This is a genomic window from Chitinophaga sp. Hz27 (assembly GCF_042263525.1).
In the GTDB taxonomy this organism is placed as follows: domain Bacteria; phylum Bacteroidota; class Bacteroidia; order Chitinophagales; family Chitinophagaceae; genus Chitinophaga.
Window position 1 is genome coordinate 324,326 of sequence record NZ_JBHKFJ010000002.1, and the last position, 14,172, is coordinate 338,497.

9 protein-coding genes are annotated in these 14,172 nt (G+C 45.2%); 4 read left to right on the forward strand and 5 right to left on the reverse strand.

The features are described from left to right. Window positions 1-30: 30 nt before the first annotated feature. Entirely contained in the window at window positions 31-2,874 is a 2,844-nt protein-coding gene (locus ACE38W_RS05210) for an alpha/beta hydrolase family protein (RefSeq protein WP_375829256.1), read from the reverse strand. A 138-nt stretch (window positions 2,875-3,012) separates the two neighbouring features. Between ACE38W_RS05210 and ACE38W_RS05215 the strand changes: the two genes are divergently transcribed. The 4 genes from ACE38W_RS05215 to ACE38W_RS05230 all read left to right on the forward strand — a co-directional run bounded on the left by ACE38W_RS05215 (window position 3,013) and on the right by ACE38W_RS05230 (window position 10,038). Then, the gene (locus ACE38W_RS05215; RefSeq protein ID WP_375829258.1) at window positions 3,013-3,609 is read left to right on the forward strand and encodes an RNA polymerase sigma factor; all 597 of its coding nucleotides are present in this window, start codon (window positions 3,013-3,015) and stop codon (window positions 3,607-3,609) included. Between the two features lie 78 nt (window positions 3,610-3,687). Continuing rightward, window positions 3,688-4,866, forward strand: a complete 1,179-nt coding sequence (locus tag ACE38W_RS05220; RefSeq protein ID WP_375829259.1) for a FecR family protein — start codon at window positions 3,688-3,690, stop codon at window positions 4,864-4,866. A gap of 169 nt (window positions 4,867-5,035) precedes the next feature. Then, on the forward strand, window positions 5,036-8,506 hold the full coding sequence (locus ACE38W_RS05225) for a SusC/RagA family TonB-linked outer membrane protein (protein WP_375829260.1): 3,471 nt from the start codon (window positions 5,036-5,038) through the stop codon (window positions 8,504-8,506). Between the two features lie 11 nt (window positions 8,507-8,517). Continuing rightward, entirely contained in the window at window positions 8,518-10,038 is a 1,521-nt protein-coding gene (locus ACE38W_RS05230) for a SusD/RagB family nutrient-binding outer membrane lipoprotein (RefSeq protein ID WP_375829261.1), read from the forward strand. A gap of 150 nt (window positions 10,039-10,188) precedes the next feature. On the opposite strand, the gene ACE38W_RS05235 is transcribed toward ACE38W_RS05230, so the two are convergent. From ACE38W_RS05235 to murC, 4 genes are all read right to left on the reverse strand, one after another. Then, the gene (locus ACE38W_RS05235; protein WP_375829263.1) at window positions 10,189-11,082 is read right to left on the reverse strand and encodes a DMT family transporter; all 894 of its coding nucleotides are present in this window, start codon (window positions 11,080-11,082) and stop codon (window positions 10,189-10,191) included. A gap of 89 nt (window positions 11,083-11,171) precedes the next feature. Further along, complete coding sequence (locus ACE38W_RS05240; protein ID WP_375829265.1) at window positions 11,172-11,912, reverse strand: polyprenol monophosphomannose synthase; 741 nt, start codon at window positions 11,910-11,912, stop codon at window positions 11,172-11,174. 74 nt (window positions 11,913-11,986) lie between these two features. Then, the gene (locus ACE38W_RS05245; RefSeq protein WP_375829266.1) at window positions 11,987-12,760 is read right to left on the reverse strand and encodes an exonuclease domain-containing protein; all 774 of its coding nucleotides are present in this window, start codon (window positions 12,758-12,760) and stop codon (window positions 11,987-11,989) included. 35 nt (window positions 12,761-12,795) lie between these two features. Then, window positions 12,796-14,151 (reverse strand): UDP-N-acetylmuramate--L-alanine ligase, encoded by a 1,356-nt coding sequence (gene murC / locus ACE38W_RS05250; RefSeq protein WP_375829268.1) that lies wholly within the window; start codon window positions 14,149-14,151, stop codon window positions 12,796-12,798. Window positions 14,152-14,172: the final 21 nt, after the last annotated feature.

The following is a 14,172-nucleotide window of genomic DNA, read 5'->3' on the forward strand; positions in this document are numbered from 1 at the left end:
CCGTTTGTCTTTCAGTTATCAAAAAAAGTCTTATTTCACGAGGTCCCAGCCCCAGTTGATTCCTTTTTCTGTAGCAGGAACGCCGCTTTCCAGCCATTCCGGTGCTGCTTCCCCTTTCAGGAAATGATCGAAGAACTGCTGTTCTCTACGAGAGATATCCTTACGGTTCTGACGTTGAATCAGGTTATGTGCTTCATTATTATAGTTCAGCATCCAAACGGGTTTGCCTAAACGACGTAAGCCGGTAAACATTTCAATACCCTGGTACCAAGGTACTGCACCATCGGCGTCATTAGCCATAATAGCTATTGGCGTAGTCACTTTAGGTAGTGAGAATAGTGGGGAATTTTGCAGATATAATTCAGGTTTGTCCCACAGGGTAGCACCGATACGGCTTTGAGAATGCTCATACTGGAACTGTCTGTTCATACCACTTTCCCAACGGATACCACCATAAGCACTGGTCATATTAGCGACAGGCGCACCTGCCCAGGCAGCAGCAAAGAGATTGGTTTGTGTTACAAGGTAAGCCACCTGGTAACCGCCCCAGCTCTGGCCCTGGATGCCCATGTGTTTACCATCAGCCCAAGGTTTCTTCGCGAGATCTTCTGCGGCACTCACGATATAATCGTATGCGCTCTTACCTGGATAACCATCCTGGTAGCTGATATCCGGTGCAAACACCAGGTAACCACGACTAACAAAGAAAGAAATGTTTAGTCTGGATGGTGTTGGAGCAGGCGCCTGGTAGTTATACAGGCCATCTGTCAGCTTCTCATAGAAGTAGAAGATAACAGGGTATTTTTTATTGGCATCGAAGTTTTCTGGTTTATAGAGAATACCTTCTGCTGGTTTGCCGGAGAAAGTAGTCCATTTATACAGTTCAGCGGTACCCCAGTTGTACTGTTGTTGCTGAGGGTTGGTGCTGCTGATTTTCTCTGCCTGTGCGATCTGAGGACCGGCATAAACATCGGGAGATGCTACATAGCTGGCTTTAATATAGGTGTAAACATCCGCATTTTTGGCCTTGCTCAGGTCCAGGTAAGAATTAGGGCCCAGCACCAGTTCTTTAGGTGCATTTACTTTTCCTTTTGCACCAGGGAGTTGTAAGGAGAAGAAACCATTGTATTTAGTTGTATCTGCATATGCACTCAGTATACAGCTTTGATCAGCTTTGAAGAAGCGTTCTTCTTCATCGAGGCGCAGCATACGGAAACGGATAGCGTTTTTACGGCCATAACCTGCAGTAATGTTCACTGGTGCTTTAACGCCGGTAGGATCTACCTGCCAGATGTCATAACGATCGTACACAAGTACCGCAGCATCCTGGTCCATCCAGCCTGCAATGCCGTAGGAATCTGGTGCATCCGGATGATCATCTTCTTCGTCGTAGACTTTTGCAGGAATACCTTTGCTGATATTTACCACAGCACCAGTAGCATTGTTGAATGACCACAAGTTGCGTTCCTGCATATCATACCAGATAGTGTATTTTCCTTTGGCAGAAATCATATACTGGCCATCGAGTTTGTTTTTGATCAGTTTTCTGCTGCCATCGTTTACATTAATGAGATATGCCGTTTTAAGTGTGCGGCCTATCCATTGCATTTGAACGCGTTCACCTTTGTCGGTGTAGCCCAGTGCATAGTTGCTGTTGCCATTATCTGTGGTCAGTACAGTTTCCAGGTCTTTATCGCCTAGTTGTACCATACGTTTTGCAGCAGGGTAGTATACAGCGGCGTAGCTTCTTTTCAGCTCTCTGTCTGCATTTTTCAACTGCATTGGTTGCAGATAATCATCTTTATAATTCCAGATATCCACCTTTGCCACTTCAAAATCAACGATGTTGGTATCTTTTGGAGGCAGGATAGGAGCGGTACCAAAGAATACGCGCTGATCATCTTTACTAAAATTAATATTGCTATGCTGACTGATACTCCATTTAGCAGGAACGGCGCTATTGTTTTTATCTATGGCGATAACAGCGCTATCCATACCTGGCTTAAAGTAATACAAGGCATAGAACTGTTGTAGCGATTTAGCGCTGTCGCGGGTAGCGAAATAGGCAGCCTGTAAGCCTTTCTCATCGAAAGTCAGTTGTTTATAATCGCCATAGCCGCGGCTAAGGGTATCTGCTTTTCTGGTGGCATTATGCCATAACAGCAAGCCAGTGCGGGAAAGGCTATCTTTTTTATCGCTGTTGATAGCAACGAGCATGTTATTACCAGGTTTGCTGATCACATAGGAGCCAGCATTTTTAATGGTATCCTGTGCGCCGGTGAGCAGCTGACGGATAACGAGCATACCGGACTCAGCAGATTTGTCGCCAGCTTTGTCATCGTCTTCGCGGTCATCATCAGCTTTCTTGGCTGGCTTACTATGTTTACCGTGAGAGGTATCAGCAGCTGGGGCTTCCGCGAGGAATGCCAGTAAGCCGCTACCTTTTGCAGGTGTTTTAAATGATTTTACGTTAGCGAATTTTTTGATATCGCCTGTGGCCAAAGTGATGACAGCCAGCGAATCTTTAGGCATTTCTGCCGGTTTTTTCTTTTTGATTTTGGCTTCGCGTGTTTCTTTGAATGGCGCTTTGATGCTGGCAACCAGGAATTTGGAATCTTCTGTGATTACCGGTAAAACGCCACGAGGAAGCACGAGGTCTTTGCCGGTTTTACGATCCCGGATAACGAGGCGTCCATCACCTTCCTGCGGATTGATGGTAAACGCTACCCATTGGCCGTCGTTGCTGATGATTTTAGCTGCTGCGGACTCCCATCCATCGTAGACGCTGTGGTCCAGCGGCTTTTTCGATGGTTGCTGTGCATAGGTGGAAAGGGCTGACCCTAAAAGGACGGTGCCCAGTACAAATTTTCTCATAAGTGCTAGTATAGATTGCAGCGATCAATTTACAAAATAGAATTTTGCCGGAGAGAAAAAATTGGATGAACGTACCGGCCCCACATGGAAAGCAGCTGTATTTTGGCTAGTTTTGGGCAAAAAGGCCACCCGAAACAAATGAAATACGGTGACACAGAGGAAAATTTGCTGTTGGGCATCGCTGCTGGTGATGCGAAGTCGTTCAAGGTTTTTTTTGACACCCATCGGAGTAAGTTATATGCATTCATTCTGCATATGGTGAAATCTAAAGAGGTGGCAGAAGAAATCGTGATGGATGTATTCATGCGCATCTGGCAAAACAGGGAATTACTGCAATGGGTGGAGAACATAAATGGTTTCCTGTTCAAAGTTTCCTATAATAAATCGATCGATTTTTTACGTGCTGCCGCCAGAGCACCAGCATTGGAACAAGCCATCTGGGAAGAAATTCAACCTGTAAGCGATACCTATGCTGATTCGCGTTTGTTGCTGCGTGATTACCAGGCAAAGCTAAAAGAGGCCATGGACTTATTACCACCTAAACGTAAGCAGGTATATGTACTTAGCAGGGAACAAGGTTTCTCCCACGACGAGATCGCTGCTATGCTGGATATCTCTAAAAATACTGTCAACAACCATATCGTGAGTTCGCAACAATTCATCAAAGCATATCTTATTAAAAATCTTGATCTCGGTAGTACTGTATTTATAGCCTTTCTTATCTCCCGATTATAACGGCTAAAATTTTTTTCAGAGAGAATAGTTATTGCATCTTTTTCTGTCGTCAATACCTATAGGCGCACATAATAAACAGTGAACAACAGGACTATGCCGGAGGCAAAGTGGAAATATATTGTAGAAAAATATCTGTCTAACACCTGCACAAGGGAAGAACTGCATGAACTATTGCAGTGGGTGGAAGAGGATCCTGACAATGAGCATCTCATTGCACAGCTGCGTATTTATTGGGAAGCCAATAGTAGCGTGTCTGTACAAGACGATACCGCTCGTTGGGAGCAGCGCTTCAATGAAATACTGGAAGAAGAGGCTTCTCCTCCGCCACCACGTATTGTACGTTACCGCCCGTGGCTGGCTGCTGCCGCTGCGGTATTATTGCTGGTAACCATCACTACTGGATATCTGAAGCTTCGTCATCATTCGTCCATCCATGTTACCCCAGCTGCTGTAGCAAATGACGTGGCCCCAGGAGGTAACCGGGCAATGCTCACACTCGCCGATGGTTCCGTCATTTCGCTGGACAGCGCCGCCAATGGCCTCCTCGCACAGCAAGGCAATACCAGCATCCGCAAACAACAGAATGGAGAACTCACCTACAACGGCACTGGTACCAATGCTGCTGAAACATTTAATACTATTACCATTCCTAAAGCCGGCAAGTATGCGCTGGAACTCACCGATGGTACCAAAGTATGGCTGAATGCCGCCTCCACACTTCGTTTTCCACTGGCCTTCGGAAAGGAACGCCACGTAATACTCACAGGAGAAGCCTATTTCGAAATTGCACCAGATGTGAACCGTCCATTTGTGGTATCGGTAGCAAATACAGAAGTACATGTATTAGGAACGTCTTTCAACATCATGGCTTACCAGGAGGAGGGGTGTATGAAAACCACACTGGTAACAGGTTCTCTGGCAGTGAAGTCAAATGGAAAACAAGTGGTATTACACCCCGGACAACAAGCAAATATCTTCGCTTCCCAGTCAGACATACAACTACAGGAAGCTGACCTTGAAGAGGTGCTGGCCTGGAAAAATGATCGCTTCTATTTTAATAATACTGATATACACACTGCCATGCGGCAACTGGAACGCTGGTATGATGTAAACGTGACTTTTAAGGATTCGCTCAATATGAGCCTGAATGGAACTGTCAGCAGAACCGTCAACATATCCGGTGTGCTGAAACTATTAACACTTACCGGAGAAGCCAACTTTACTATTGATGGTAAATCTGTAACCGTAGGAAAATAATCAATCGAATATTTTATCAACCAAAAATCAGTAACAACTTATGGTAACCAATTAAGTGAACAATGGCATAACAAATAGCGGGAGTGTTGGAGCACCCCCGCCAGCTTGAAAAAATGCCGGAAAACATCTGACAGAACGAATTCTAGACATTTCAAACCATTACAAAAGTATGTATTTGCGCACTCTAATCAAAGGTATGCGTAGGCGTAGCCTTTGCCCTAACACAATTATCCGTGTAATGCAACTGAACACCATTTTCATTTTGGCCTTTGCCCTGCAGGTGCATGCAGTGGGGTATTCTCAAAGCAAGGTTACCCTGGCTAAAAATAATGCATCACTGAAGGAGGTATTCCGGGAAATCAGCCGCCAGACAGGATATGATATCCTTTATACCAACAAGGTGCTGTCTGCAGGAAAGCGAATAAACATTCACATGAAAGAAGCCGAACTGGCTGCTGTATTATCTGAATGTCTTGCTGATCAGCCACTGAGCTATACGATCCTCGACAAAACGGTCGTTATCAAACTTCAATCCGCTAGTACCGCTGCAACCAAATTAGCTGCCGTGCCTCCGGTAGAAATAAAAGGTAAAATCACAGATGCCAGCGGTCAGCCGGTACCCGGTGTTACCATCCTCGTGAAAGGTACCACCAAAGGCACTGTCAGCGCTGGTGATGGTAGTTTTCATATATCCGCACCCGTTAATGCGGTATTGGTAGTTTCTTTCCTGGGCTTCGAAACACAGGAAGTATCTGTTAGTGGAAACGATCCAATAAACGTAGTACTCAAAACCAGCGACGCCAAACTCAATGAATATGTAGTTACTGCATTGGGTATCAAAAAAGAAAAGAAAGCCCTGGGATATTCTGTTACAGAACTGAAAGGCAGCGACCTGACAAAAGCCCGCGAACCTAATGCAGTAAGCGGTCTTACTGGGAAAGTGGCTGGCCTCACCATCACGCCGAGCCCTAACCTGTTTGGCGACCCAGGTATTCGCATCCGCGGCCTTTCCAACGTATTAATAGTAGTGGATGGCGTGCCTATCAGCTCTGACTCCTGGAACCTCAGCCCGGATGATATCGAATCTTATTCCGTGCTGAAAGGCGCCAACGCTGCTGCACTCTATGGCCAGCGTGGACAAAGCGGCGCCCTCCTCATCACTACAAAACGAGGAACTGCAGGTGCTAAAGGCTTCCGCGTAGACATCAACTCCAGCACCCAACTTCAGGCTGGCTATAACTCTATCGTGAAATATCAGACCGAATACGGCCCTGGCGACGATTTCGAGTATGCATTCAAAGACGGGCGTGGCAACGGTATTAATGATGCTGACTATAACATCTGGGGACCACGCTTCGAAGGACAGCTGATCACGCAGTACAACAGTCCTAAAGATCCTGTAACGGGAGCGCTGACACCAATTCCATGGTTGGCAAGAGGTAAGAACAATCTCACTAACTACCTACGCGATGGCCTGCTCAGTACCAATAACGTGGCTATTTCCACTGCCAATGAAAATGGTGACATGCGTATCTCCTTCTCACAGATGGGACAAAGAGGACAGGTGCCCAACACCAAATTGGGTAGCTCTAATATTAATTTCAGCGGCGGTGTAAACGCTGGTAAAAACCTGCGTTTCGAAGGTGCTATCAACTATAACAAACAATATACGCCTAACTATCCTAGCCTGGGATATGGCCCCAGCAGCATGATCTACCTGATCACCGTTTGGGGTGGCGTAGATTATGATATCAATGACCTGCGTAACTACTGGCAGCCAGGCAAAGAAAATGTGCAGCAGTATAACCGCGAATACACCATCTACAACAATCCATGGCTGATCGCCAACGAGGCATTGCATTCCTACAACAAAGACGATATCTATGGTCATCTGCAAATGCTCTATACCATCAGCCCTAAACTGAACTTTAAACTCCGTACCAACGTGAGTACCTGGAACCGCAGACAAAGTTGGAGATATCCTATCTCTGCTGATTTCTACGAACCATACCGCAGAGTAGGCGGCTACAGTGAAAGCTATGACTACTTCTGGGAAAACAATACCGAAGGTGCGTTGACCTACAAAGATAAATTCACCAAAGACCTGAGCTTCACCGGATCATTGATGGCCAACCTGCGTACCGTAAAGGTGAGCAGCCTCTCAGGTAGTACCAAAGGCGGTTTGATCACACCTGGGGTTTACGATCTCTCTAACACAAAAGAACAGAATTCTCCTACCAATGATTACGGAAAAAGACAAGTATCCAGCGCATACGGATTCGTGGATTTAGACTGGCGTAGTATGATCTTTCTCAGTCTGACAGGCCGTTTCGATAAATCTTCGACGATGCCGATGAAGCACAATACTTACTTTTATCCATCTGCTTCACTCAGCCTGATGCTGTCTGAAATGATGCATATGCCTTCCTATGTATCCCTGCTGAAAGTACGTGGCTCCTATGCTAACGTAGCCAGCGACCTGGTGTCGGCATCCAGCAATTACGATATCTATAAGCTGCTGCCTACCTATACAACCAGTGGTACCCGTTGGGATAATAATGTAGGTGTAACTTATACCAGCAAAATGTATAATCCGAATATCCTGCCTAGTCGCGTAAAAACTATTGAAGTAGGTGCAGAAGCTGGTTTCTTCAATAACAGGTTAGGTTTCGATGTGGCTTATTATAGAAACCTGGAAGGCCCCGGAATCGTGGATGTAAGCATATCGCAGGCTTCTGGCGTGTCTACTGTACAACGCAATGCATATACGTATATCCGTAAAGGTGGTGAGATCACCGTTACCGGAGCACCTATTAAACAGAAGGATTTCACCTGGAATGCCATGGCTACCTGGTCTACCAATCATAAATGGCTTAAAGAAATTGATGGTATCCAGACAAGGAATGATATGATTAAATTGGGTGATCGTGCGGATGGATATTATCTGCAAGACTTCCAGCGTGATGCCAATGGACAGATATTAGTAGGAGACGATGGTTTGCCTTTATTTAATCCTTACTCGAGCAAGGTTGGTTATGTAGATAATAAATTTCAGATGGGATTGAATAACACTTTCCGTTATAAGAACTTCAGCCTGGGAATACAGTTTGATGGCCGTTTCGGTGGACTCATCTACAACTTCACAGATTACTACCAATGGAAATCCGGTACAGCACCTGAATCTGCAAGTAAATACCGCTACCTCGATTGGCAGAACCGCGATAATTCCAACTGGCATGGTTCTGTGATGACCAATGGACAAAAAGTAGTGTCAGGTCAGCTGAATGCTGACCGTGATGGAAATGTGATTTCTGATGACAGAAAATATGCACCAAATGATATTCCTGTATTATGGAGAGATTGGGCAACTTCTTATTATACTGGAGATAAAAACCTTGTTCATAGCGCTACTTTCGTGAAGCTACGTGAGCTGATCCTGACGTATAATGTACCAGCAGCGATGTTGAAACGTACCCACTTCTTCAATAATGCCAGCGTATCACTAGTAGGTCGTAACCTGCTGTACTTCACCGGTGAGCATACAAAAAATATGGAGCTGGATGCTTACGTAACTGATGATGCAGGCTTCCAGACACCTGCTGTAAAAAGCTATGGTATCAACATCAACCTGTCTTTCTAAAAACTGAAATCATGAAATCTACAATAACGAAATATATATTAGGAGCAGCACTTCTGGCTAATCTCTGTGCCTGTGAGAAAACTAGTTTGCTGCAAAAAGATCCTGCAGCCGTGTATGATGCGAGTCCGAAATTATTGCTGACAGGATTATTGTTAAACGTTGGCGACAAGCCATGGACCTCCGTTCAGCGGCATAACCAATATGCGACACAGAATAACTCATACTATTATGGGCAGCCTTATGACTGGAGTACAGCAGATGAAGGTTTTTCTGCGTATGACCGTTTACGTGATATCAATCAGCTAAACATGGAAGTGGCAAAATCGCCGGATAACTATAAAGGCTATCCGGAATTAGGTAAATTCCTGGCCGCCTATTTTATGGTGCGCAATACAGAAATGTATGGCGATGTGCCAATGACCGATGCCATCAAAGGTAGATCAGAAGGCAATTTTACCCCTAAGTATGATGATCAGAAAGAAGTATATCGTACTGTTTTGCAAATGCTGGAAGACGTAAATACCGCACTTACTCCATTAGTGACTGCTAATGTAAAAGTAGATGGTGATTTCTATTATAAAGGAGATCTTGCCAAATGGCAAAAACTGGTGAATTCATTTCGTTTACGCGTACTCGTTAGTTTAAGCAAGCGTGCTGATGATAATGCGGATCTGAAGATCAAAGAGCAATTTGCAACGATTGTTGGCAATCCGGCGAAATACCCGCTGATACTGAGTAATGCAGATAATTTCCAGTTGCTGTTCAATGCAAATGCCAGGGATAATAATTATCCATTATGGCCGGCAGATGGTGTGGTCATCAAGAATGACCTGAACAATAATCTGGCAGCTACTATCGTAGATATTTTGAAGAGGACAGAAGACCCGAGATTGTTTGTAATGGCTTTGCCTACCGATTCCGCCAAGAAGAGCGGTGATGCGGGGTATGCCACTAAATTCACTTCTTTCAGAGGGGGCGATGTAGGGATGATCATGGCAGACTTGAAATCAATGGCTTCTGCAGGTAAGTTTTCTCAGTTGAATTATGATTTCTGGGAAGCTACGCCGTCGGGGGGGCCATGTATTCAGCTGGGCGCTGCGGAAGTAAACTTCAGCATTGCGGAAGCAATCAATCTTGGCTGGATCTCCGGTGATGCTGGTGCTTACTATGTAGCAGGAATCAAAGCGAATATGGCGTTTTATAATGTTGCAGGTGCAGCACAAGATGCGTTTCTGGCAAATCCAGGGAACGTATATGCAGGTAATACGGCTGCTGGCCTAACGCAGATACTGGAACAGAAGTATGTAGCTTTCTTCCAGAACTCAGGCCGACAGGCGTTCTACAACAATCGCCGAACAGGTATCCCTAAGTTCAGTATTGGCCCTGCCAATAAGAATGCACAGAAGATCCCTGTTAGGTGGAAATATCCTACAGTGGAGTATACGGTGAATGAAACGAACATCCGTGCAGCTATACAGAAGCAATACAATGGCTCCGACTCACAGAATGACGTGATGTGGCTGATTAAATAAATGTAGAGATCCAATAGTAACAGCACCTGACAACTATTGCTCTTAACAGTTTCCGTTCCCGCCGCAGGCAGAAACGGAAGCTAAAAAAATAAACAAAAAGCTTCTGCCGCAGGCAGAAGCTTTTTTGTTATAAGAAAGAATTTCAGAAGATTAATGTGTAGCAATCATCTCACCTTTTTTATGCTGATAATTTACCCTTATCATCTGTAATATCACAGAAAGAATAATACACGCGAGTCCGCCATAGAAGGCAGGGTTCAGGTATTTGTTTTCATGGAAGATAATAAAAGCAAGGATGATGCTATATACTGGTTCCAGGTTGAAAGTAAGATTGACTGTAAAGGGAGAAATCCTCTTTAAGGCGCTCATGCTCAGTAAGTACATACATATGGTACAAGCCCAGGAGAGGATGAAGAGCCAGAGCCAGTCGATCGCTGGAGGCACCAGGGAAGGTACCGGGAATGCATATACGTAGAATGGCGCCAGTATGGTCATGACGATGAGGCCTGTCCACAGTTCGTAATAAGTGATGGTGATAGTATCAAAGCGTTTGATCAGTCGTTTGTTGAAAACGGTGAACAGGGCAGCAAACATGGCGGAGATGATACCCAGGATGATACCTGTTCTGTATTGCGTATCGAAGTGGAAGATCAGAAGGATACCGGCTAGCGTGAGCATGCTCAGCAACATTTCTATGCCATCGAAGCGGCGCTTATTGATCAGCGGATCGAAGATGGCGGTGAAGAGGCTGGTCAGCGAGAAACAGACTACACCAATAGATACGTTGGCATATTTGATACTGCCATAGAAAAATAACCAGTGCAAAGCAACGATAACGCCGGTGCTACCGATGGGGAGGATATCTTTCCAGGGCAAACGTTGTAGGGAGCCTCTCAGGCGAAAGAGGAAAAACATGGTAACACAGGTAATGAGTAACCTGTACCATACCAGCATGCCTTCATTAAGAGAAATGAGTTTTCCGAGAATCCCGGTGAATCCTGCGAGGAAAACGGAAAGGTGTAGGTGTAAAAATGCTTTTTTCATGTGATGTCAGAATGAGCGGCTTGGCCTGAAAACCAGAAGTTCCGCCGATGGCGGAACTTCTGGTTTATACTGTTGCAGTTGTATCGTTGTTAATTGCTTACTCTTTTTTTGTATTTACGAAAGAGACTTTGCCATTGTATTTTTAATACACCGAGAATACCTTCTTTCACGATCCCTTTACTCATCTTAGAATAGCCTTCTTTACGATCTTTAAAGGTGATAGGAACTTCCGCAATTTTAAAGCCCAGCTTCCATGCTGTAAACTTCATTTCGATCTGGAAGGCATAGCCTACGAACTGGATTTCATCCAGGTTGATAGCTTCCAATACGGCGCTGCTATAGCATACAAAGCCGGCGGTAGGGTCTTTTACTGGCATCCAGGTGATGAGGCCTACATATATGGAGGCGCCTCTGGACAATACAGCTCGGTCCCATGGCCAGTTTTCGGTATTGCCGCCTTTCACATACCGGGAGCCTACGGCCACATCGGCGCCGCCTTTAGCACAGGCGTCGTATAGGCGGATAAGGTCTTTAGGGTTATGCGAGAAGTCAGCATCCATTTCGAAAATATAACGATAGCCTTTGGCTAACGCCCATTTAAAACCATGGATATAGGCGGTGCCCAAGCCTTGCTTACCGGAGCGTTCTTCTAAGAAGAGCTGCCCTGGATGTTGCGCCTGGAGCGATTTTACGATAGCGCCGGTACCGTCCGGGGAGCCATCGTCTACAATCAGGATGTGAAAATCCTGCTGTAAGGAAAATACAGCGTCAATGATATTGTGGATATTATCCTTTTCATTGTACGTAGGTATAATTACAAGCTTTTCCAATTCAGCAGATTATGTTTTTTTGGACTGCGAAAATAATTCAATTCGGCCGCAAGTTAGAACGTAATCAGGAAAGATTACATTTTTTTTAACATCATATTATAATAGATCTCTGAGAGCTTCTGTTTGGTGTTAAGCGGGAAATCGGCTTTCATCATCCAGTCGTAGTATTGAGGCTCAGCCTTTAATACTTCTCTTACGGGTCTGCCTTTATATTTTCCGAAATTGAAAACTTCCTGTCCTCCCTGCATTACCATCCGGCGGGCAAAATCCACATATTCCTCTTCTTTGGTAAAGGTAGCCAGGGCATCGATGTCTGAATTCAGCTGCTCATAGCGACCTAATTGCGCTTCCAGGATCTCGTAAGTTGCCAGTGCATCCGCTTCTGCGCTATGAGCATTGGTCAGGTCTTTATCGCAATAGAATTTATAGGCGGCACTGAGGGTACGTTTCTCCATCAGGTGGAAAATACGCTGTACGTCTACAAATTTGCGTTTAGAGATATCGAACTCCATTTCTGCGCGGAGGAACTCTTCTACTAACAACGGAATGTCGAAACGGTTGGAGTTATAACCTGCCAGATCGCAGTTATCCATGAACATTTTCAGCTCATTGGCGGCCTGCTTAAAGGTAGGTGCATCTTTTACATCTTCATCGCTGATACCATGAATTGCTGTAGATCCCGCAGGGATAGGCATTCCCGGATTAATACGCTTTACTTTTGATTGTGTTGTTTTATCAGGAAATACTTTAATGATAGCAATTTCAATGATACGATCCGTAGCCACGTTAGTACCGGTGGTTTCCAGGTCTATGACAGCCAGCGGCCTTTTAAGAGTCAAAGAAGACATTATATATTATTTAAATATTATTATTAGGTAGATGATCAGCCCAGTAATGTACGGAGGCCGTTAAAATCAATACCGTCGTAGGTGCCGGAGCTCATGAGCAGCAGGTTGGTATTATCATACTGTTGTGCTGCCAGGAATGCTTCAAAAGCGGGCCTGTCGGTGAAGATATGCAGATCTTTTCTTCCGAAGCGTTCTTTTACCAATTCAGGGTCAAGATCGGGCATACGTTTTATTTCCAGGGCATGTTTACTATAAAATACACCGGCAATATCCGCAGGGTCCATAGCGCCCTCATATTGCGCCAGAAAATCGGCATTGAGACTGCTATAGGTGTGCAGTTCCAGTACTGCGATCATTTTTCTTTCTGGATATTGTTGCTTCAGCGCTTCCACGGTAGCTTTCACTTTGGAAGGCGCATGGGCGAAGTCGCGATATATAACAGAACGATCATTTTCGGCTACGAGCTCTAATCTTTTAGCGGCGCCTTTGAAGGTGGCGATACCTGCCAGGAACGCTTCGTCGCTGATGCCCAGTTCATTACATACCAGTTTAGCGGCGTGCATATTCATCAAGTTATGTCCGCCGAAAACTTCCAGGTCAGTGAATCCTTCATCAAAGAACACCCTGGTTACGCCGTCGCGGATCATATGGATAGGCATGGTATAAGGGATGAGGCGCAGGTGGCGGCCTTCGGCAGCTACCAATGTGGCCAGTTCCTCATCACTGCTATTGTAGATAAGCAGATGACCGGCTTCCATTTGCCTGATGAAGATGGCAAATTGCTCTTTATAAATTTCGTAGGTAGGGAAAACATTGATATGGTCCCAGGCAATACCGGTAAGTACTGCGATCTGCGGATGCAGGAAATGGAATTTAGGGCGCTTCTCAATAGCGGAAGCTGGATATTCATCTGCCTCACAAACGATTACAGGCGCGTCAGTAATATTTACCGATTGTGCAAACCCTTCCAGTTTGGCGCCTACGAGGTAGTCGAACGCTTTACCGGCATGTTGCAGCACGTGCATGATCATGGCGGTAGTGGTGGTTTTACCATGACTACCCCCTACGGCTACACGGGTTTTATTTTTGCTTTCCTGGTAGATATATTCTGGGAAAGAATAAATTTTTAGATTAAGCTCCCTGGCGCGGATCAGCTCAGGGTTATTGTCCCTGGCATGCATACCGAGGATAACAGCATCTATATCTGGTGTAATCCGGGCGGGGTCCCAACCCATAGACGCAGGAAGGATGCCGGCCTGACGCAGATTGCTCAGGGCGGGTTCATAGATTTCGTCGTCACTTCCACTCACCTCATAACCCTTAGTTTTCAAAGCTATGGCTAACTGGTGCATCACACTTCCTCCAATCGCAATAAAATGTACTTTTGTCATAGAGTCATAAAAATCACTACC

Excerpts from the sequence above, each read along its gene's own strand:
- ACE38W_RS05210 (WP_375829256.1), bottom strand. The coding sequence starts at position 2,874 with ATGAGAAAATTTGTACTGGGCACCGTCCTTTTAGGGTCAGCCCTTTCC.
- ACE38W_RS05215 (WP_375829258.1), top strand. The coding sequence starts at position 3,013 with ATGAAATACGGTGACACAGAGGAAAATTTGCTGTTGGGCATCGCTGCT.
- ACE38W_RS05225 (WP_375829260.1), top strand. The coding sequence starts at position 5,036 with ATGTATTTGCGCACTCTAATCAAAGGTATGCGTAGGCGTAGCCTTTGC.
- ACE38W_RS05230 (WP_375829261.1), top strand. The coding sequence starts at position 8,518 with ATGAAATCTACAATAACGAAATATATATTAGGAGCAGCACTTCTGGCT.
- ACE38W_RS05235 (WP_375829263.1), bottom strand. The coding sequence starts at position 11,082 with ATGAAAAAAGCATTTTTACACCTACACCTTTCCGTTTTCCTCGCAGGA.
- ACE38W_RS05245 (WP_375829266.1), bottom strand. The coding sequence starts at position 12,760 with ATGTCTTCTTTGACTCTTAAAAGGCCGCTGGCTGTCATAGACCTGGAA.
- murC (WP_375829268.1), bottom strand. The coding sequence starts at position 14,151 with ATGACAAAAGTACATTTTATTGCGATTGGAGGAAGTGTGATGCACCAG.